This is a genomic window from Sinorhizobium fredii (assembly GCF_002944405.1).
Lineage (GTDB): Bacteria > Pseudomonadota > Alphaproteobacteria > Rhizobiales > Rhizobiaceae > Sinorhizobium > Sinorhizobium fredii_C.
Map to the genome: position 1 here is coordinate 3,364,115 of NZ_CP024307.1, position 19,246 is coordinate 3,383,360.

The window sequence follows — 19,246 nt, forward strand, 5'->3', positions numbered from 1 at the left end:
GCACGGCATGCAGCAATTCCAGGTACTACACAGCAGCTGGCGGGGCAGCATGGGCGCGCGTGGCGAAGACAAAGCTTCAACTTATCAATGCTGATAAGGGGCTCCGGCCGGAGCCCCTTAACCGCCGGTTGTGGCTCCTACTTATACACGATGGGTTCGGCCGGCGGCACGTAGGCGGCTTCGCATGGGCTACCGAACGTGTAGCGAAGACCGGCCCGCGCCTCGTGGACATAGATGTCCTTGTCGAAACCGGGACCGCTGCCGAGATTGAAACCGAACATGTCGCCGCCGTCGATATGGCGAAAACGGTATCCGACGTCTGCCTTGAGATTGCAGGTGAGGTCCACCGCCGTGCCGGCCATCAACGCATAGGTAAAGCGCCACTTGGCCCGGCCGTCATGCTCGACGGTCGGATCGCAGTTCGTCGGATCGGTGGCGTCGCAGCTCGTGTTGCGCAACGTTCCCCATTTCACGCGCGTGCCGCCGATACCGGCGCCGACATAGGGTGTGAAGGAGCCGTAGGTTCCAAGGTCCACATAGGCATTGGCCAACAGGCTCCATGCCGACATCGAAGCGATATCGGTCGACACGCAGTTGGCAGCGACACCGCAGCTGCCGCTGGTCGAGCCCGTGAAATCCGCCTCGCCGAGGTAATCAAGCGTCACGTCTGCGCGCAGATAGTTGTTGATCTGATAGCCGACACCGCCGCCGAGGACGTAGGAGTCATCGAGATCGGCCCTGTCGAAGTCGACCAGACTTGCGTTGGAGCCCTGGAAGAAATGCGCGCCGCGCAGATCGTTCCAAGCGTAGCCGACATCGCCTCGCAAATACCAGCCACTCGTCTCGACGACTTCAACCGGTTGCTCGACATAAGGCGGCTCTGCTGGCGGCTGATAGACGTCTGCGGCGAAAACCGACGTGCCACTGAGCAAAGCAGCAGCAACGCCACCAAAAATCCTCTTCATGCCCACCCCAATACGCTGGAATACCCTCGCTCGCCGATCCGAATAGATACAATCAGACGAGATGCTCGGCAGGATAGTGCCCGGGAAAGGTTAAGCCTCGATTAACTACAAAAATTTACCGTGAATATTAACGATTTGAAGTATTCGCGGCACTCAGGCATGAATCGGTGACAATGCCCGCGTGCAGGACGTACGTGCGACCTGGACATGAGACTAGAGCGCGTCGCGTTCAAGCGTAGTCACGCGGAGCGCTTTAGGTCTTTGTTTTGTGCATGTCGTCATCCCAAAACCGCGGCACAGTTTTGGGCGGCATGCATCAGTGAAGACGCGGCCAGCGAAGGCCGCGCCTTCGTCGATCCGGAACGGGCGGCTTCGGTCAGGCGGCGTTGCGCACGCTGCCGATCACGTTGACCAGTTCGTCGACGATGCGCTCGACCTTGCCGCGGTCGTCGCCTTCCGCCATCACGCGGATCAGGGGCTCGGTGCCGGAAGGGCGGATCAGAAGCCGGCCGCCCTTGGCGAGCTCCGCTTCGGCGTCGGCGATCGCCTGGCGTACCGACTCATGTTCCAGCGGCTTGCCCGTGGAAACGCGGACATTCTTCAAGACTTGCGGCACCGGCTCGAAGCGTCGGCAAACCTCGCTCACGGCCTTGCCCTGCCGCTTGACGACGGCGAGGATCTGCAGCGCCGCGACGAGGCCATCCCCCGTCGTGCCGAAATCGGAAAGGACGATGTGGCCGGACTGCTCGCCGCCGACGTTCAGCCCGTCCTGCCGCATCTGTTCGACGACATAGCGGTCGCCGACCTTGGTGCGGTGGAGCTTCAGCCGTCGCGTCTGGAGATAGCGCTCGAGACCGAGATTCGACATGACGGTGGCCGCGATGCCGCCGCCCTGCAGCATGCCGTCGGCCGCCCAGCTGTCGGCAATCACCGCCATCAGCTGGTCTCCATCGATCACCGTGCCCTTCTCGTCGACGATCAGCACCCGGTCGGCGTCGCCGTCGAGTGCAATGCCGATGTCGGCCCGCACCTCGTGAACCTTCTTCTGCAGGGCCTCCGGATGCGTCGAGCCGCATTCGAGATTGATGTTGACGCCGTTCGGCTCGGTGCCGATCGATACCACCTCGGCACCGAGTTCCCAAAGCGCCAGGGGAGCGACCTTGTAGGCGGCGCCGTTCGCGCAATCGATGGCGATCCTCAGTCCCTTCAGGGTGACGTCGCGCGGCAGCGTGCGCTTCGCCTGCTCGATATAGCGGTAGATGTCACCGTCGACGCGCTTGGCCCGGCCGATGTCCTCGGGCTTGGCAAGCTGCCCCGACATGTCCTGGTCGATGAGCTCCTCGATCTTTTCCTCGATGTCGTCGGAGAGCTTGTAGCCGTCCGGCCCGAACAGCTTGATGCCGTTGTCGCGGAACGGGTTGTGCGAGGCCGAGATCATCACCCCGATATCGGCGCGGAGCGACCGCGTCAGCATCGCAACGCCAGGCGTCGGGATCGGCCCGAGCAGGAAGACGTCGAGACCGGCGGCGGTGAAGCCCGCCACCATGGCGTTTTCCAGCATATAGCCCGAAAGTCGCGTGTCCTTGCCGATCACCACGCGGTGACGATGCGCGCCGTTGCGGAAAATGGTTCCGACCGCAACGCCGACGCGCATGGCGAGATCGGCGGTCATCGGGAATATATTGGATTGGCCGCGAATACCATCGGTGCCGAAATACTTGCGCTTCATAAGAACTCCATCGTCCTGCTTCGGCAGGATCTCTTTTGCCGGGCGCGTCTGGTTGCGTGTTCCGCGACTAGTCTTCATGTCCCCGGACCTCGCCTGCGGGCCTTTCGAAGAGGGACTGGAAACGCGGCCGCGCTTCCTCCCCTCGCTTCAACTATAGTAAGCCCCTTCCCGTCGAAACGGTAAATGGGGCGGCTTTGCGCCATCTTTGACACAAATGCACAACAAACGGCAGCAACACTACCATCAGAAATCATTACAGGGCGTTATCAAGCGCGCCGTGCTTGGCGATGACTCTAAACGCGTCGCGTTTCAAACGTATTCACGCGGCGCGCTGTAGGTCTTTGTCTTGTACAGTCGTTATCCCAAAACTGCTGCACACTTTTGGGCGACATGCATGAGGCCGCAAAAAACCGCCGCTCCCTTCGGAAGCGGCGGTTTTGATTGGCATGGCCGTGGACGCCGGCTCAATTACTGCGGCTGCGGCTCGAAGCCGCCTTCGGGTTCCTCGCCCTTGTTGCCGACTTCCTTCTTCGTGCCGGCCGACGGCACCGCCGACCCACGATGCGGCGGTGTGTCGTCGCCAAGATCGCGTGCCGGCTTCTCGCCGCGGATCAGCGCCTTGATCTCGTCGCCGGTCAGCGTCTCGTACTCCAAGAGTCCCTCCGCGAGCGCCACGAACTCATGGTGCTTTTCGGTCAGGATGCTGCGCGCCGCTTCATAGGCGTCGTCGATCAGGCGGCGGATCTCGTTGTCGATCTTCTGGGCGGTCGCTTCGGAGACGTTCTTCTGCTGCGCCACGGAGTGGCCGAGGAAGACCTCCTGCTGGTTTTCGCCATAGGCAACCTGGCCGAGTTGGTCGGAGAAGCCCCATTGCGTGACCATTGCCCGCGCAAGCTTCGTCGCCTGCTCGATATCGGACGATGCGCCGGAGGTGATGTTCTCCTTGCCGAAGGTCAGTTCCTCGGCGACGCGCCCGCCCATCATGATGGCAAGGCGTGAGATCATCCACTTGTAGCTCATCGAATAGCGGTCGCCTTCGGGTAGTTGCATCACCATGCCGAGCGCGCGGCCGCGGGGGATGATCGTCGCCTTGTGCAGCGGATCGGCCGAAGGAACGTTGAGGGCGACGATCGCGTGACCGGCCTCGTGATAGGCGGTGAGTTTCTTCTCGGCTTCGGTCATGGCGGAGGAGCGACGCTCCGCACCCATCATGATCTTGTCCTTGGCGTCCTCGAACTCCTGCATGGTGACGAGGCGCTTGTTGCGCCGCGCCGCCATCAGCGCCGCCTCGTTGACGAGGTTCATCAGGTCGGCGCCGGAGAAGCCGGGCGTACCGCGCGCCAGAACCTTGAGGTCGACATTCGGCGCCAGAGGCACATTGCGGACATGTACCTTGAGGATTCGCTCGCGGCCGTTGATGTCCGGGTTCGGCACGACGACCTGGCGGTCGAAGCGGCCGGGACGCAACAGCGCCGGATCCAGCACGTCGGGGCGGTTCGTCGCGGCGATCAGGATGATGCCTTCATTGGCCTCGAAGCCGTCCATCTCGACGAGCAACTGGTTCAGCGTCTGCTCACGCTCGTCATTGCCGCCGCCGAGGCCGGCGCCACGATGACGGCCGACCGCGTCGATTTCGTCGATGAAGATGATGCAGGGCGCGTTCTTCTTCGCCTGCTCGAACATGTCGCGGACGCGCGAGGCACCGACACCGACGAACATTTCGACGAAGTCGGACCCGGAGATGGTGAAGAAGGGCACGTTCGCCTCACCCGCAACCGAGCGGGCAAGCAGCGTCTTGCCGGTACCGGGCGGGCCGACCAGCAGCACGCCGCGCGGGATGCGGCCGCCGAGCCGCTGGAACTTCTGCGGATCACGCAGGAATTCGACGATTTCCTCGAGGTCCTGCTTGGCCTCGTCGACGCCGGCGACGTCGTCAAAGGTCACGCGGCCATGCGCCTCCGTCAGCAGCTTGGCCTTGGACTTGCCGAAGCCCATAGCGCCGCGCGAGCCGCCTTGCATCTGGCGCATGAAAAACAGCCAGACGCCGAGGATCAGAAGCATCGGCAACAGGGTGCCGATATAGCTCAGGAAGCCGGAAGAACCGTCGGTTTCCGGACGCACCGTCACCGTTACATCCTTCGCCTCGAGCCGCTCGGTCAAGGCGGTGTCGACGGCGGGGGCATAGGTCTGGAACGTCGCACCGCTTTCGGTGTAGCTGCCGATCACCTTGGAGCCGGTGATCACAACTTCCTTGACGCGGCTGGCGTCGACGTCCTTCAGGAATTGCGAGAAGGGAATTTCACGCGAGCCCGTGCGCTCTGTCGGCTGCTGGAACATGCTGAACAGCGCGATCAGGAGAAGCGCTATGATTGCCCAGAGGGCAAAATTTCGAAAATTAGGGTTCATCGAACTCCCCGGAACCTGTGACAGCCCGCGCTTTCGCCGGGCTGCTGTATGCCCTTAACATAGGGTTCCGGCATCGCCTTGCCAAGGAAAACCGCCGGTCACCCTTCCATTTCTGTCAAAACGTCTTCAACCGGCGGCGGGGCATATCTGTCGCGCCCGAACAACAGCGCGATCGTATCTGCCATGCTCCTGTCGAAACCCGGCAAAAAGGTGTCGTAGGGGCCGATCCGGCATTCGAGCCTCGCCGCTGCGGTCTCGGCGCCGGAGCCGGCGCTGTCCGCTGGCTCGGCGCGAGGTGCCACCAGCGACGCCCTCTTGGCAATCCCCTCCGGCAGTCCTGCGGCAATAAGCCTCTGCCGCCACATGCCGCCCTCGCCCTCCGCGCTGATCGTCAGGGCCGGGCCGAGGCTCGCTATGGTGAACCGGCCGTCCCAGGAACCGCTCTCCCCTGCGCCCAACCTCAGGAGCGGCAGATCGCGCTCCTCGCGATAAAGATAAAGGCCGTCTCGGCGCCGGTCGAAAACGACGCGGCCCGCGGTCATCCGTCCCACCTCGCCCGATCGCAGAAAGCCTGACAGCCGCTCGACCGTTGCCCGCCCCGGCGGATGTTCGCGGCCGCCGATCACCGCTGCGACGGTCATCAAGGCGCGGCGCCAGTCGGCATCGTCCATCCGTCCGGCCTGCGCCGCCGCGACCTCGGCGACGAGTCCCTCGTGAACGCGCAGATGCTCCAGTAGCAAGGCAGCCGCTCTTGCCGAGGAGGCGGCACGCAGCAGGCCGTCCCGCTGAGAGCCCGGCGCATGCTCCGCAACCGCGAGGCGGGCACGCACCCGGGCGCGCTCGAACAAGGGATTTTCATTGCTCGGATCGTCGAGCCAGCCAATGCCGCGCGCCTCCAGGAAGGTGCGGATATCGGCACGGCGCACCCGAATGAATGGTCGCAGCACCCAAATGCGGCGCCCGAAGAGCATGGCCGCCGCCATTCCGGCGCTGCCGGGGCCCCGACCCTCGTCGCGCGCAGCGCGCATGGCAATCGTCTCGTTCTGATCATCGCGCGTGTGGCCGGTGACGATACAGTCGGCAGCGAAAGCGGCTGCCGCTTCGGCCAGCAAGTCGTAGCGCTTCCGACGGGCCGCCGCCTGAATGCCCGAGCGTGGTTTGTCGCCCTGCCAATGACCGATCCGGTGGGGAATGCCAAGCCCGGCGCAGAATGCCCCGACGGCCGCAGCCTCACCGGCGGACTCCGGCCTCAAGGCATGATCGACCGTGCAGGCGGCGAGTGAGAACCCGTTGAATTCATGAGTATCGAGCGCTTCGTGAAGCGCACTGAGCAGCCCCTTGGAATCGCTGCCCCCGGAAATGGCGACGAGAATCCGCCCTGGCTTGATAAAGGATTTGAGAAAACGTCTTGCCGCAGCGATGACGGCCTCTGGCATAGGGATGGCCTCAGCAGCCGAAGCGGCTCTGTTCGCTCGTCACCTTCGCCTTAACCGCAGCCGATGCCTTGGGATAACGCTTGTTCACCTCGCGCAAGGTGGCGCAGGCGGTTTCCTTGTTGTCGAGCGCCCCGAGCGACATGCCGAGCTTGAGCAGCATTTCGGGCGCCTTCGGCGACTTGCCGTAAGTCTGATGGGCATTCAGGAAGGTCTTCGCGGACTCGTTGTACTTGCCCTGGGAATATTGAGCTTCGCCCATCCAGAAGCTTGCGTCGGCCGCCTTGTCGCCCTCCGGGAAAGCCGCGAGGTAGTCGCGGAACTCCTGCTCCGCCATGCCATAATCGCCGGAGAGGACATGGCCGTAGGCCGATTGATAAAGATCGCCCGGATTGCCGAGGGCAGCGGTCTGCTGCTCGTTTCCGGGATTGGCGTTGAGGCCGCCATCGTCTTGAGTGGCAATCCCGCTATCCACGCCCGGAAGCGTGGCGTTGGCGCCGGGCTCAGTACCCGTCGTCGTCGAGACCGGATTGCCGTTTTCATCGAAGATGATCGTGCCGAGCGTGCTTGGCGGCGGTGCCGCGCCTGCGGCATTCGGATCGGCGCTTGCGATGCCGGTGCCGTCCGCGGGGGCAGTCGTCGCCGGGCTATCCGTCACCTCGGGGGTGACGGACGCCTGATCGCTGGACTTCGGCGTTTCAAGTGCGCCGCTTTTCTTTGAAGAGGACTTGCCGCCTTCCAGATCCTGGAAGCGGAACTCGTTATCCTCCTGGAACTTCCGGATCTGCTCCTGCATCTGCAGAAGCTGGAAGCTCATTTCCTCGATACGCCCGTTGAGCGAGCGGATCTGTTCCTCGAGTTGGCCGATCCGGCCGACGTCGGTCGATTGCACCTTCACCACCGGCAGGTCGCCCTTGCTGGCGGCAGCGGCATGGGTCGCGCGGGGCAAGAGCCCCGAGAGCGGCATGGCATTTGCCGTTTGGCCGAGACCCGCAAGGGCCGCAAGACCAACCAGCCCTGCCACGACAAATTTCTTCATCTCATTTGTCCTGTTCGATAGATTGTTCTCACCCGGACCACGCTCCGCAGTACATACGACGATTCCATAGGGCGAGTGCCGCACAGTTTTCCAATTGCCGTGAAAAAGCAACGGAGTTCGGCCAAAGTGTGGTAAAAAAGAAAAGGCGGCCCGCGGCCGCCCCTTCAAAAAACCATTCAAATCGCCGGCTATCAGCTTCCCGCACCGCCGAGAACGGTGACGGCGCGGCGGTTCTGCGACCAGCAGGAAATGTCGTCGCAGACGGCGACCGGCTTTTCCTTGCCGTAGGAGATCGTCCGCATGCGGTTCGCGGGAACGCCGCGGCCGATGAGGTACTCGCGCGTCGCAGCGGCGCGGCGGGCGCCGAGCGCCAGGTTGTATTCGCGGGTGCCGCGCTCGTCGGCATGGCCCTCGACGGTGATGGCATAGTTCGGGTACTTCGCCAGCCACTGCGCCTGGCGGTCGAGCGTTGCTTGGGCGTCGGCACGGATCGAGCTAGAATCGGTATCGAAGAAGATGCGGTCGCCGACATTGACGGTGAAGTCCTGCTGCGAGCCCGGCGTCGCAGCGCCTGCGCCAAGGCCGAGGCCGGCGGCATCGTTCGGCATGTTCTTCTTGGAAGCGCAGCCGGCGACGGCAAGTGTCATCACGAGAGCGAGCATGACGGGATTGCGGGCGAGGGTCTGCATGCGGCTTGCTGCCGGGCTGTCAATTCGGCTCATGGGCCGGGTCTCCTTGAGAAGTGTCTGAATTCACGGTTGCCAGACTGTAACCGGAAGCGGTTAATTGCTTTTCAACAGTTATGGTTAACAAATCGAGAATCTGCGTCGGGCGCCTGCTAGACCAGCACTTTGCGGCGAGAAAGCGGCACATCGGCCACAATTGCCGCCATGCCTGTGGACGAAACCCGCCGCACCTGTGGACGAATGATGCGAGAGGCGGGATGCGGGCGACAGCCGCTCGCATCCCTTTTCGGCCAATCTATTCCATCAGCGGCGACCAGGCTGGGTCGGAGGCGAAGCCCTGGGTCTGGATGAGCTGCTCGTTATAGCCGGTCAGGTCGATCGAATAGAGCTGTGGCCCGCCGGCACCGGCATTCTGGCGGAAGAACATCAGCACGCGGCCGTTCGGCGCCCAGGTCGGGCCCTCGTTGTGGAAGCCGGTCGTGAGAATACGCTCGCCGGAGCCGTCCGGCTTCATCACGCCGATCGAGAACTTGCCGCCCGACTGCTTGGTGAAGGCGATCAGATCGCCGCGCGGCGACCAGACCGGCGTCGAATAGGAACCGTCGCCGAAGGAAATGCGGGTCTGGCCGGAGCCGTCCGCACCCATGACATAGAGCTGCTGCTTGCCGCCACGGTCACTTTCGAAAACGACCCGGGCACCATCGGGCGAGTAGGAAGGCGAGGTGTCGATCGCAGCAGTGTTGGTCAGCCGCGTCGTCGTGCGCGAACGCAGGTCCATCGTATAGATGTTGGCGTTGCCTTCCTGCTGCAGGCTCATGATCACCCGCTGCCCGTCCGGCGAGAAGCGCGGCGCAAAGGTCATGCCCGGGAAATTTCCGACCACTTCGCGCTGCCCGGTTTCGAGCTGCAGCAGATAGACGCGCGGCTGCTGGTTCTCGAAGGACATGTAGGTGATTTCCTGACGGTTCGGCGAGAAGCGCGGCGTCAGCACGATGTCGTTCGAATTGGTGAGCGCGCGGGCGTTGAAGCCGTCCTGGTCCATGATCGCGAGCTGCCGCTTGCGGGCATTCTTCGGTCCGCTTTCGGCGACATAGACGATGCGCGTGTCGAAATAGCCCTTTTCGCCGGTGATCCGCTCATAGATCGCGTCAGCGATGATATGGGCGACGCGACGCCAGTTTTCCGGCTGGGTATAGAATTGCTGGCCGAGCATCTGCTGACCGGCGAATGTGTCCCAAAGACGGAATTCCGCCTTCAGCCTGCCGTCACCTTCTTGGGTTACCCGGCCGATGACCAGCGCCTGCGCATTGATGACCTTCCAGTCCTCGAAGCGCGGAGCGGCATCGGGGTTGGCGATTTTCTCAATGAAGGCACCCTTGTCGATCGGTGCGAAAAGCCCGGAGCGCTTGAGATCGGCGGCGACCACGTCGGAAATCTTCTGGGCGAGCTCGCCCTGGAGGAAGTCGGTCACCGCGATCGGCAACGGCTCGACATTGCCCTTGTTGATGTCGATCTCCACGACCGCGTTTGCCGGCGCAGCAAAAAGCGCGCCTGCGAACATCAACGTGAAAAGACGGAGAAGATTGCGTCTCAGCATTTCCATAAAGCCTTTCAGCCTTTCATCCTTCTGGGCGGGCGAGGAAAACTGTGCGCGGCCTTCCGCTCACATCACGCCCAACCTGTCTAGAGCATTGAGCTTGGGTCGAAGTTGACGACCACCTCGCTCCACGAATCGTACTTGTCTGGGGGCAGCCCCGTGAAAGGAGCTGATTTAAGAACGGCACGTCGCGCACCGCTGGCAAGCGCCCGGCGTGCCGCTTCCGAGCCGCCGGTCGCTTCGACTTCCGGCTCGCCGATCAACTCACCGTTCTGATCGAGCTGGAAGGTCACCTTGATGCGCACGTCCGCCGCATCGGCCATGCCGGGAATGATCGACCAATTGTTCTGGATCTGGCCGCGCAGTGCGTCCATTTCACTCTGCGAAAGCGTGTTGCCGCTCGTCGTCTTCTTGCCGCCGAGCGCCGCTTCCTCCGTCGAGCGCTTGGCGCCGCCGCCGGAAGACTCCTGCTTGTTGAGCAGCGCCGCAATCTCGTCGGCGTTGAAGTCGCTCTCCTTCTGGGAGGATGCCTTCTTCTGCTCCTTCTTGGTCTCTTCCTTCTTGCGCTCCGGGGTCTTTGCCGTCTGGGCCGGCTTTTCGACCTTCGGCTTGACTTGCGGGGTGGGGACCTTGTCAGGCAACGCCTCGGCCTCCGGATTTTCGGCCGGCTGTTCCTCGGCGGGCGCCGGCTCCGGTTTGGTCTCCGGCTTCACTTCCTGTTTCGGTTCCGGGAGTGCGGCAACTTCGGTCGCCGGCTCCGAAGCCGGCTTGGGCTCCTCGACCTTCTGGATTTCCTCCTTCACCGGATCGGGTGTCGGCGGCGCCTTCTCGGTCTTTTCGGGGGCGGCGGCAGATTCGTTCTCGACGGGCTTGCTTTCAGGTTTCGGCGGCGTCTTCAGGTCGACGTCGTTGTCGCCGATATTCTCGGCGTTCTCGACCGGTGTCGGCTTCTTGGTTGGGACGGGCGAAGCCTTTTCCTTGGCCGGTGCCTTCTTGTCGCCCTGCTGGATCTGGGTCATGTCGGTGATCGGCACGATGTCGACCGGCAGCGCCTCGACATCCGCGACCTCGAATTCGGCCGGGCTGCCAAGCGACACCAGCGCCCAGGTCAGAACCAGAGCGTGGAGGACAGCAGATGTAGCAAGACCGCCCTTCATCTCCGGGGATCACTTTTCCTGTTCTTGAAGCGTTACGAGCCCGAGATTCTTGAAGCCGGCCGCCGAGATGCGCGCCATGACCTTCATCACCGTGCCGTAGTCGGCATTGGTGTCGCCGCGCACATAGATGCGCTCGTTGTAGCCGGTCGTGGCGATCGCCTCGAGCTTCGGAACGACTTCGTCGATGCCGATCGGCGTCTCCTGCAGGAAGATCTCGCCGGCCGGATTGACCGAGACGGTGATCGGCTGGGTGTCGGCATTCATCGCCTTCGCCTGCGTTTCCGGCAGGTCGATCGGCACGCCCACCGTCATCATCGGTGCCGCCACCATGAAGATGATCAACAGCACGAGCATGACGTCGACGAGCGGCGTCACGTTGATTTCGCTGATCGTGCCGCCCTTGCCTCTGCGCCGACGGCGTCCGCCGCCCGAGCCCTTGGCTCCGCCTACTGCCATACCCATCAGCGTCGTCTCCGTGCCCGAAGGTCGTTATTGCGCGGCCTGGCGCGAAGGTTGCAGCTTCTCGTCGATCTGCCGCGACAGGATGGCGGAGAACTCGTCGGCGAAGGCCTCCATGCGGGCGGTCAGCTTGCCGGCGTCGGCAGTGAACTTGTTATAGGCGATGACGGCGGGAATAGCGGCGAGCAGGCCGATGGCTGTCGCCAGCAGCGCCTCGGCGATACCCGGCGCAACGACGGCGAGGTTGGTCGACTTCGAGCCGGCGATCGCCTGGAACGAGGTCATGATACCGACGACGGTGCCGAAGAGGCCGATGAACGGAGCCGCCGAACCGATCGTCGCGAGCGAACCGAGCCGCGCCTCGAGCGTTTCGGATTCGCGGGCGAGCGTCACATCCATGGCGCGGTCGATGCGCATCTGCAGGCCGATCGGCGAGCGGGCGCCGCGTTCGAAGCTCTTCTTCCACTCGCGCATCGCCGAGACGAAGATCGCGCCCATGCCGGTCGTCTGACGATCGGAGAGCGTACGATAGAGCTCCTCGAGCGACTGGCCGGACCAGAAGACCTGCTCGAAATTGTCCAGCTGGCGGCGAACGCGCCCGTAGTTCAGCGACTTGTCGACGACGATCGCCCAGGTCCAGACCGAAGCTGCAATCAGCCCCAGCATGACCAGCTTGACCACCAAGCCTGCTTGCATGAACAGCGACCAGAGGGTCACATCGCTCGTCGCGGCCAATCCAACCTGTTCCATCGATCTCAGTCCCCGAATCCAAACACCCGGCAGAGCAACGCATGCTCATGACCGGGTCGCCCAAACGTCCTGCTGCAAAATGCCCCGGCATCGCTGCCATTCGCGGCGATTGCGATATACTCGCTTCAGCTTGCCTTCTTGCCGTCAATTTTGGTCAAAGGATGACGTGCACTGCACAAATCCTGATACACAGATAAAGACACTATTATCGTTAAGGGAGTGTTACCGAAGCGATGCTTGCCGGCGGCACGGCAAGGAACTTCGCCGGCTCTTGCACGTTTCGGAGCCGAACCGGAATCGGTTTGGGATCACCCATGGCCGCTCGAAACGAACCGCTCTCCGAATACAACCGGCGCCGCGACTTCACCAAGACACGCGAGCCCAAGGGCAAGGTCGCGCGGACCAGCGGTGACCGGAAGCGCTTCCTGGTCCAGAAGCACGACGCCACACGCCTGCACTACGACTTTCGCCTCGAATGGGAGGGCGTGCTGAAGAGCTGGGCGGTCACGCGCGGCCCCAGTCTCAACCCGGGAGACAAGCGCCTTGCCGTGCGCACCGAGGATCACCCCCTCGCCTATGGAGACTTCGAGGGCACGATACCGGAAGGAGAATATGGCGGCGGCACGGTGATGCTCTGGGACACAGGCTGGTGGGAGCCGGAAGACGACCCGACGAAGGCTCTGAGGAGGGGCAAGCTTTCCTTCAAATTGCACGGCAGCCGGATGAAAGGTGGCTGGGCGCTCGTGCGCATGCGGAAGCGCGACGGCGACAAGCGGGAAAACTGGCTGCTCGTCAAGGAAACCGACGAGATCGCCTCTGAGGACGGCGAGAGCCTGATCCAGGAGAATCTTACTAGCGTGGTCACCGGCCGCACAATGGACGAGATCGCTCGAGGCAAGGGCGAGAAACGGGCGCGCGTCTGGCATTCCAACAGGAGCACCGCCGCCAACCTAAAGGCAGGCGCGATTGCCGATAAGGACGAAGCTCTCAAGCACTGAAGCCGGCTGGTGGCGGAGGTGGATTCGCCGCATTTGTTCGATGGATTCTGCGAGGGACACGGAGGTCGAGGCCATGAAACTGGAAGCAGTGAAACCGACAGACGCCGCGCCGAAAACGGGGAAGGGCAAACCCGCTGCCACGAAGAGCAAGGCGTCGTCCAGCAATGGCGACGCCGACGTCCTCGGCGTCCGGATCTCGCACCCCGAGCGCATCCTCTTCGAAGGCCAGGGCATCACCAAGATCGACCTTGCCCGCTACTATGCCGTGGTCGCGGAGCGGATGCTGCCCTTCGCAGCCGATCATCCCCTTTCGCTGGTGCGCTGCCCGCAGGGCGGTGAGCGGCACTGCTTCTACCAGAAGCACGCCAGCGACGGTTTCCCGGAGGCGATCCGCGAGGTGCCGATCGAAGAATCGTCCGGCGACACCGAGAACTACATGTATGTCCACGACGCCAAGGGCCTTGTCGCGGCCGTGCAGATGGGCACGCTCGAGTTTCACATCTGGGGGGCGACGATCGGCCGCCTGGAAAAACCCGATCGCCTGGTCTTCGACCTCGACCCCGATCCGAGCGTCGACTTCGCCACGGTAAAGGCGGCCGCCGCCACGCTGCGCGACGAACTTGCCGGTATCGGCCTCCAGACCGTCGCCATGGTGACCGGCGGCAAGGGCGTCCATGTCATCGTGCCGCTTCGACCGCAAGCAGAATGGGAAGAGGCAAAAGCCTTCGCCAAGCGGGTTGCGCAATCTTTCGCCGAGCGCGACCCGGAGCATTTCGTCGCCACCATGTCGAAGGCGAAGCGCAAGGGACGGATCTTCATCGACTGGCTGAGGAATGACCGCGGCTCGACCGCGATCGCCCCCTATTCCACCCGCGCCCGCGCCGGCGGGCCCGTCGCCACGCCGGTCGGCTGGGACGAGCTCGAGCGGCTTGGGGCCGCCAACAGCTTCCACATCGCCGACATCTTGGAGCGCATCGAGACGGGCACCGATCCGTGGCGGGAAGTCGGCGAGATCAAGCAGTCGCTGACGAAGAAGATGCTGGGCTCGGCAATCGGTTAGCCCGGTTGCGCGGGCGCTCTCTGCGCCGCCAGGAACTTCGTCGCCAGCGCCTCCGGCAGGCGCCGCGGTTTGCCCTGTCCATTGATAACGGCGATGATCACCTTGGCGGCGATCAGCAGCACGCCGGCGCGACGGATCTCCTGCTGCAGCACCATCTTGGCGCCGCCGGCTTTCTCGGTGGTGGTCTCGATCGTCAGGATGTCGTCCATCCGGGCCGGCGATTTGAAGTCGATTTCCATGCGGTGAACGACGAAAACGAGGCCTTCCGCATCCCCCTCGATGGCGAGTGAGGCCTGTTCCACGCCCAGCAACCGCAGATAATCCGTTCGCGCCCGCTCCATGAAATGCAGGTAGCGGGCGTGGTAGACGACGCCGGAGAAATCGGTGTCCTCGTAATAGACCCGCTGGATCAAACTGTGGCCGGTCTCGGTCAGCTCGCCGGCAAGCGAAATCAGTGACATGGCATTCTCCGGGAGGATTTTCGCTTTTCCTGTGCAGGAACAAAAAGACATTTGCAAGCATTGCAGCTTTGTCACAATCCTATCCTATCAGGTCACCGTGTCCCTTCCCGATCAGGAGAATCGTGCATGAAGATGGCAATCCTCGGCGGCGACGGTTTTGTCGGCTGGCCCACCGCATTGCATTTGTCCGATGCGGGCCACGACATCCACATTCTCGACAACCTCTCCCGCCGCTGGATCGACACGGAGCTCGGGGTGCAATCCCTGACCCCGATGGATTCCATCCAGGAGCGCACCCGCATCTGGCACGCGGAGACCGGCCGTCGCATCCATTTCAACCTGATCGACCTCGCCCGCGACTACGAGCTCCTGAAGAACTGGCTTTCCGAACATCGCCCCGACGCGATCGTGCATTTCGCCGAGCAGCGCGCCGCGCCCTATTCGATGAAGAGCGACCGCCACAAGAACTACACCGTCAACAACAACGTCAACGCAACCCATAACCTCCTGAACGCGCTGGTCGAACTCGACCTCGACGCCCATCTCGTCCATCTCGGCACCATGGGCGTCTACGGCTATTCGACGATCGGCGCGGCGATCCCCGAAGGTTACCTGCCGGTCGGGATCGAGACCATGGGCGGCGAGACGGTCAGCCAGGAGATCCTCTACCCGTCCAATCCGGGATCGATCTACCACATGACCAAGTGCCTCGATCAGTTGCTCTTCCAGTTCTATGCGAAGAATGACGGCCTCAGGATCACCGACCTGCACCAGGGCATCGTCTGGGGCACCCATACCGAGCAGACGCGCCGTCATCCGCAGCTCATCAACCGCTTCGATTATGACGGCGACTACGGGACGGTGCTCAATCGCTTCCTGATCCAGGCGGCGATCGGCTACCCGCTGACGGTTCACGGCACCGGGGGCCAGACCCGTGCCTTCATCCACATTCAGGACTCGGTGCGCTGCATCGAGCTTGCGCTCAACAGCCCGCCCGCGCGCGGCAGCCGGGTGGAAATCTTCAACCAGATGACCGAAACGCACCGCGTCCGCGATCTCGCCGAGATGATCGCCAGGATGACCGGCTCGGAGATCGCCTGGCTGCCCAATCCGCGCAAGGAAGCGGCCGAAAATGATCTCGTCGTGCACAACGAGAAGTTCCTGGCGCTCGGGCTCGATCCGATCCGCCTCCAGGACGGGCTGCTTTCCGAGATCGTCGACGTGGCGAAGAAATTCGCCTACCGCGTCGACCGTTCGCGCGTGCCGGCCGTCTCCGCCTGGACGAAGGACATCGCCCCCTTGATCAACCATGATCCCGAAGGCAAACGGCTGAAATCCGTCTCATGAACCCTGCGACGCCCCATCCGGAGGGAGGCCTCCCCTGTTCCCCGGCCGCCGCCCAGGATGCTTTCGTGACGCTGGTCACCAATGCCGATTATGCGCTCGGCGCGCGGGCCCTGTTGCGGTCGATCCGCCTGACGCGGACGCCGGCGGATATCGTCGTGCTCTACACGGGCGGCGTGGAGCCCGTCGCCCTCGAACCGTTGACGGAATTCGACTGTCGCCTGATCGAAACGGAGCTGCTGCCGCTCTCGGACGAATTCAACGCCCGGCATCAGCGCCGCAACGTCCACGAGCTTGCGCCCTTCACCAAGGGACGCAAGCCCGACTTCCACTCGCCGCTCGACAATTTCTGCAAGCTTCGCCTCTGGCAGCTGGTCGAATATCAGCGCTGCGTCTTCATCGATGCCGACGCGCTCGTGCTGCGCAATATCGACAAGCTCTTCCTCTATCCGGAGTTTTCCGCCGCGCCGAACGTCTATGAGAGCCTTGCCGATTTTCACCGGTTGAATTCAGGCGTTTTCGTCGCAAAGCCGTCGCTCGAGACCTTCGAAAACATGCTGGCGGCACTCGACGCGCCGGGTGCCTTCTGGCCGCGCACCGACCAGACCTTCCTGCAGAGCTTCTTTCCCGACTGGCACGGCCTGCCGGTGACGATGAACATGCTGCAATATGTCTGGTTCAACCTGCCGGAACTGTGGGACTGGCGATCGATCGGCGTACTGCACTACCAGTACGAGAAGCCTTGGGAGAAGGACCATCCGCGTGCGGACGTGCTGCGGCCGCTGATCGACCTCTGGCATGCCTACCTGACGGGCGAGAATGTTCCTCACCTAGCCACTCTGCCGAGCCCGCCGCAAACCGGCTCCACGCTGCCATGACCCGCGTCCTCGTCTCCGGCGGCACCGGCTTCGTCGGCCGCTTCATCGTCGAGCACCTGATAGCGAGCGGATATGAAGTGGTCGTCGGCGGCCGCACGCCACCCGCAAGCGCCCTGTTTTCGAAGCCTGTCGCCTTCGTCCCGCTCGCGCTCGCCCCGGATATCGACCAGGGCGGCGCCTTCCGCCACATCGACCATTTCGTCCATGCCGCCTTCCAGCATGTCGCCGGTCGCTATCGTGGCGGTGAAGGCAATGATCCCGAGGGTTTTCGCCGCAGCAATCTCGATGGCTCCGTCCGACTGTTTCAGACGGCTCGCAATGAGGGGGTGAAGCGTTGCGTCTTCCTGTCGAGCCGGGCCGTCTATGGCGAGCAGCCGCCGGGAGCAGACCTCTTTGAAGATACGCCCTGCAATTCCGATAGCCTCTATGGCGCGCTCAAGCTGGAAGCCGAAAACGAACTCGACGCACTGGGCACAGCCGCATTCAAGACTGTGAGCCTGCGTGTGACCGGCGTCTACGGCGTACCCGACGAAGGCGCTGCTCACAAATGGCAGCCGCTTTTCGATGACTATCTCTCGGGCCGCGTCATCGCGCCACGTGCCGGCACGGAAGTGCATGGTGAGGATGTGGCCGCTGCCGTGCGCCTTGCCCTCCAAACACCACTGGATCGCCTGCAGGGCGGCGTGTTGAACGTCTCCGATGTCCTCATCGACAATCGTGGCATCCTGGCAATGGTTCAGAATATCATCGGGTGTCCTCACCCCCTTCCGGACCCGGCCGCGCTGGCGGCATTCAATAGCATGAATACCGAGAAGATCCGGGCCCTTGGCTGGCAGCCGGGCGGACGGGAGCGATTGCAGGCAACGGTCAGAAGTCTGCTCGCCTGACGCTGGAAACGCCAGGGTAGGAGCCACACGATGCCTGACGCGCGGCATCTGCAAGCGGTCGTTCACCCCCGGCATCGTCCTCATCTATCAGTCCCTCGTCAATACCGGCACCGAAGAGGCGCAGCGGAAACAGCCGCTTCCCACGATACTGGAGACGCTGCGCTCACTCGCAACCGTAACCGGGCCGGGGATGGCAGCCCGACACCTTCCTGATGGCGCTACAGCGCCGCGCGTCTTTTCAGACGCGCAAAGGTCGCTGTAACCCTTTGAATCTACGAGCTTTCCGAAAATCTAGTCCGGTTTTCGGGCCGATGCCCTAGCCTATGTCGATGGCAACGACCTCCGGCGGCGATCCGATCCGCACCGGCAAATTCGAAAGACCTAATCCGCCTGAGACGATCATATGGCGATCGTCCTCGATGATATGCCCATAAGCGTAGCGGTTGCCGTATCGCGACGGAACGAGCGGCGCATAACCCAAAAACCTCACCTGCCCGCCATGGGTATGGCCGGCGAGCGTCAGCGATACGCACCGGGGCACGTCGACGAAGATATCGGGTTCGTGCGCCATCAGAATGATCGGATCGCCACCGTCAATGCCCGCCAGAGTGCCGGGCAGGTCATCGAGCCCGTCGATCATACCGGCACCGTCCGACGCCGGATAGGAGGGCTCGAGCTGATCCGACAGACCGGCAAGCCAGAAGGGATGCCCGTCCTTTTCGAGGCGTAGCGCGCGATTGTCGTAGACGGGGATACCGACGCCGGCGAGCGCCGTGTGCGCCAGGGTCGGACCGTGCCCGGCTAGGCTGGCCACCGGATCGTTGAGCCAGTCGTGATTGCCTATGATCGCGTGGACCCCGAGCGGCGCCTTCAGTCGCGCCAATGCCTCGGCCCAACGGGCTGGTTCGACGAAACCGGTCAGACGCAGACTGCTCATGTAATCGCCGAGTAGGAGGATGATATCGCCACCAAGCGCACTGGCTTGATCGCAGATGCTGGCAATCCGGCGTACCGGCATCCACGGTTCGCAGGCATGGATGTCCGCCAGAACGACGATCCTGAGCTTTAGCCCTGTCGGCCAGTTGGCAGGCTTCACGGCATAGGACGTGACAAGCGGCCGCTGCAACGGTTCGATGCCGATGGCATAGGCGGTCGTCCCAAATCCCGCCATCACCAGTCCGCCCAGGAGCTTGAGGAATCCACGCCGCGCAAGCATGCACTTTTCCCTCCTCCAGATGGACTTCAAACGTCCGGCCGCCTTCATGGAGGCGGCCCAGGCAAAGGAAAGTTCGCCCATCGTCGCCGGCCGGCTCTATCCTTGCTGAATCATAGCGAGCACGCGGCGCCACCGAAATACACCATTCGGCCGCGCGCCTAAGCCATGCGGTCGGGCCCCC

Annotated in this window: 15 protein-coding genes and 1 pseudogene; 4 read left to right on the forward strand and 12 right to left on the reverse strand. The window is 63.0% G+C overall.

What is annotated here, in order from left to right; all coding sequences use genetic code 11:
- Positions 1–137 precede the first annotated feature (137 nt).
- From NXT3_RS16570 to tolQ, 10 genes are all read right to left on the reverse strand, one after another.
- Positions 138–965: an outer membrane protein gene (locus NXT3_RS16570; protein ID WP_037420010.1), complete on the reverse strand. Its 828-nt coding sequence runs from the start codon at positions 963–965 to the stop codon at positions 138–140.
- Between the two features lie 376 nt (positions 966–1,341).
- Complete coding sequence (gene glmM, locus NXT3_RS16575; RefSeq protein WP_037420011.1) at positions 1,342–2,694, reverse strand: phosphoglucosamine mutase; 1,353 nt, start codon at positions 2,692–2,694, stop codon at positions 1,342–1,344.
- Positions 2,695–3,162: 468 nt separating this feature from the next.
- Complete coding sequence (gene ftsH / locus NXT3_RS16580; RefSeq protein ID WP_012709279.1) at positions 3,163–5,100, reverse strand: ATP-dependent zinc metalloprotease FtsH; 1,938 nt, start codon at positions 5,098–5,100, stop codon at positions 3,163–3,165.
- Positions 5,101–5,198: 98 nt separating this feature from the next.
- Positions 5,199–6,536 carry a tRNA lysidine(34) synthetase TilS gene (gene tilS / locus NXT3_RS16585; protein ID WP_097526640.1) on the reverse strand — a complete coding sequence of 446 codons (1,338 nt, stop codon included), beginning with the start codon at positions 6,534–6,536 and terminating at the stop codon, positions 5,199–5,201.
- A gap of 10 nt (positions 6,537–6,546) precedes the next feature.
- A complete protein-coding gene (ybgF, locus tag NXT3_RS16590; RefSeq protein WP_104839708.1) occupies positions 6,547–7,572 on the reverse strand; it encodes a tol-pal system protein YbgF in 1,026 nt (341 codons plus the stop codon).
- A gap of 191 nt (positions 7,573–7,763) precedes the next feature.
- A complete protein-coding gene (gene pal / locus NXT3_RS16595) occupies positions 7,764–8,294 on the reverse strand; it encodes a peptidoglycan-associated lipoprotein Pal (RefSeq protein WP_097526642.1) in 531 nt (176 codons plus the stop codon).
- 259 nt (positions 8,295–8,553) lie between these two features.
- Positions 8,554–9,861 carry a Tol-Pal system beta propeller repeat protein TolB gene (gene tolB, locus NXT3_RS16600; RefSeq protein WP_097526643.1) on the reverse strand — a complete coding sequence of 436 codons (1,308 nt, stop codon included), beginning with the start codon at positions 9,859–9,861 and terminating at the stop codon, positions 8,554–8,556.
- Positions 9,862–9,941: 80 nt separating this feature from the next.
- Positions 9,942–11,012 carry a cell envelope integrity protein TolA gene (locus NXT3_RS16605; RefSeq protein WP_097526644.1) on the reverse strand — a complete coding sequence of 357 codons (1,071 nt, stop codon included), beginning with the start codon at positions 11,010–11,012 and terminating at the stop codon, positions 9,942–9,944.
- A 9-nt stretch (positions 11,013–11,021) separates the two neighbouring features.
- Positions 11,022–11,474, reverse strand: coding sequence for a protein TolR (gene tolR, locus NXT3_RS16610; protein WP_012709285.1), 453 nt, complete (start codon positions 11,472–11,474; stop codon positions 11,022–11,024).
- A 27-nt stretch (positions 11,475–11,501) separates the two neighbouring features.
- On the reverse strand, positions 11,502–12,221 hold the full coding sequence (tolQ, locus tag NXT3_RS16615; protein ID WP_037420024.1) for a protein TolQ: 720 nt from the start codon (positions 12,219–12,221) through the stop codon (positions 11,502–11,504).
- 314 nt (positions 12,222–12,535) lie between these two features.
- Between tolQ and ligD the strand changes: the two are divergent.
- Positions 12,536–14,279 (forward strand): annotated as a pseudogene (gene ligD, locus NXT3_RS16620) (non-homologous end-joining DNA ligase).
- Here ligD and ybgC read toward each other — a convergent pair.
- Positions 14,276–14,740, reverse strand: coding sequence for a tol-pal system-associated acyl-CoA thioesterase (gene ybgC, locus NXT3_RS16625; RefSeq protein WP_037420028.1), 465 nt, complete (start codon positions 14,738–14,740; stop codon positions 14,276–14,278). The pseudogene ligD and the gene ybgC sit on opposite strands and share 4 nt — an antisense overlap.
- A gap of 126 nt (positions 14,741–14,866) precedes the next feature.
- On the opposite strand from ybgC, the gene NXT3_RS16630 reads away from it, so the two are divergent.
- From NXT3_RS16630 to NXT3_RS16640, 3 genes are read left to right on the forward strand one after another with little or no spacing between them, the layout of a single operon-like run.
- The gene (locus NXT3_RS16630) at positions 14,867–16,087 is read left to right on the forward strand and encodes an NAD-dependent epimerase/dehydratase family protein (RefSeq protein WP_037420031.1); all 1,221 of its coding nucleotides are present in this window, start codon (positions 14,867–14,869) and stop codon (positions 16,085–16,087) included.
- Positions 16,084–16,962, forward strand: a complete 879-nt coding sequence (locus NXT3_RS16635; protein ID WP_104839709.1) for a glycosyltransferase — start codon at positions 16,084–16,086, stop codon at positions 16,960–16,962. The genes NXT3_RS16630 and NXT3_RS16635 overlap by 4 nt, the downstream gene beginning before the upstream one ends.
- Positions 16,959–17,849, forward strand: coding sequence for an NAD-dependent epimerase/dehydratase family protein (locus NXT3_RS16640; protein WP_097526645.1), 891 nt, complete (start codon positions 16,959–16,961; stop codon positions 17,847–17,849). Before NXT3_RS16635 ends, NXT3_RS16640 begins: the two co-directional genes overlap by 4 nt.
- A gap of 316 nt (positions 17,850–18,165) precedes the next feature.
- Here the strand turns inward: NXT3_RS16640 and NXT3_RS16645 are convergent, their stop codons facing one another.
- A complete protein-coding gene (locus tag NXT3_RS16645) occupies positions 18,166–19,065 on the reverse strand; it encodes a metallophosphoesterase (RefSeq protein ID WP_037420039.1) in 900 nt (299 codons plus the stop codon).
- Between the last annotated feature and the right edge of the window lie 181 nt (positions 19,066–19,246).

What these genes read in the sequence shown, in the direction of transcription:
- ybgC (WP_037420028.1), bottom strand. Translation starts at nt 14,740, where the DNA reads ATGTCACTGATTTCGCTTGCCGGCGAGCTGACCGAGACCGGCCACAGT.
- ybgF (WP_104839708.1), bottom strand. Translation starts at nt 7,572, where the DNA reads ATGAAGAAATTTGTCGTGGCAGGGCTGGTTGGTCTTGCGGCCCTTGCG.
- ftsH (WP_012709279.1), bottom strand. Translation starts at nt 5,100, where the DNA reads ATGAACCCTAATTTTCGAAATTTTGCCCTCTGGGCAATCATAGCGCTT.
- NXT3_RS16630 (WP_037420031.1), top strand. Translation starts at nt 14,867, where the DNA reads ATGAAGATGGCAATCCTCGGCGGCGACGGTTTTGTCGGCTGGCCCACC.
- NXT3_RS16570 (WP_037420010.1), bottom strand. Translation starts at nt 965, where the DNA reads ATGAAGAGGATTTTTGGTGGCGTTGCTGCTGCTTTGCTCAGTGGCACG.
- glmM (WP_037420011.1), bottom strand. Translation starts at nt 2,694, where the DNA reads ATGAAGCGCAAGTATTTCGGCACCGATGGTATTCGCGGCCAATCCAAT.
- tolQ (WP_037420024.1), bottom strand. Translation starts at nt 12,221, where the DNA reads ATGGAACAGGTTGGATTGGCCGCGACGAGCGATGTGACCCTCTGGTCG.
- tolR (WP_012709285.1), bottom strand. Translation starts at nt 11,474, where the DNA reads ATGGGTATGGCAGTAGGCGGAGCCAAGGGCTCGGGCGGCGGACGCCGT.
- tolB (WP_097526643.1), bottom strand. Translation starts at nt 9,861, where the DNA reads ATGGAAATGCTGAGACGCAATCTTCTCCGTCTTTTCACGTTGATGTTC.
- pal (WP_097526642.1), bottom strand. Translation starts at nt 8,294, where the DNA reads ATGAGCCGAATTGACAGCCCGGCAGCAAGCCGCATGCAGACCCTCGCC.
- NXT3_RS16645 (WP_037420039.1), bottom strand. Translation starts at nt 19,065, where the DNA reads ATGCTTGCGCGGCGTGGATTCCTCAAGCTCCTGGGCGGACTGGTGATG.
- NXT3_RS16635 (WP_104839709.1), top strand. Translation starts at nt 16,084, where the DNA reads ATGAACCCTGCGACGCCCCATCCGGAGGGAGGCCTCCCCTGTTCCCCG.
- NXT3_RS16605 (WP_097526644.1), bottom strand. Translation starts at nt 11,012, where the DNA reads ATGAAGGGCGGTCTTGCTACATCTGCTGTCCTCCACGCTCTGGTTCTG.
- NXT3_RS16640 (WP_097526645.1), top strand. Translation starts at nt 16,959, where the DNA reads ATGACCCGCGTCCTCGTCTCCGGCGGCACCGGCTTCGTCGGCCGCTTC.
- tilS (WP_097526640.1), bottom strand. Translation starts at nt 6,536, where the DNA reads ATGCCAGAGGCCGTCATCGCTGCGGCAAGACGTTTTCTCAAATCCTTT.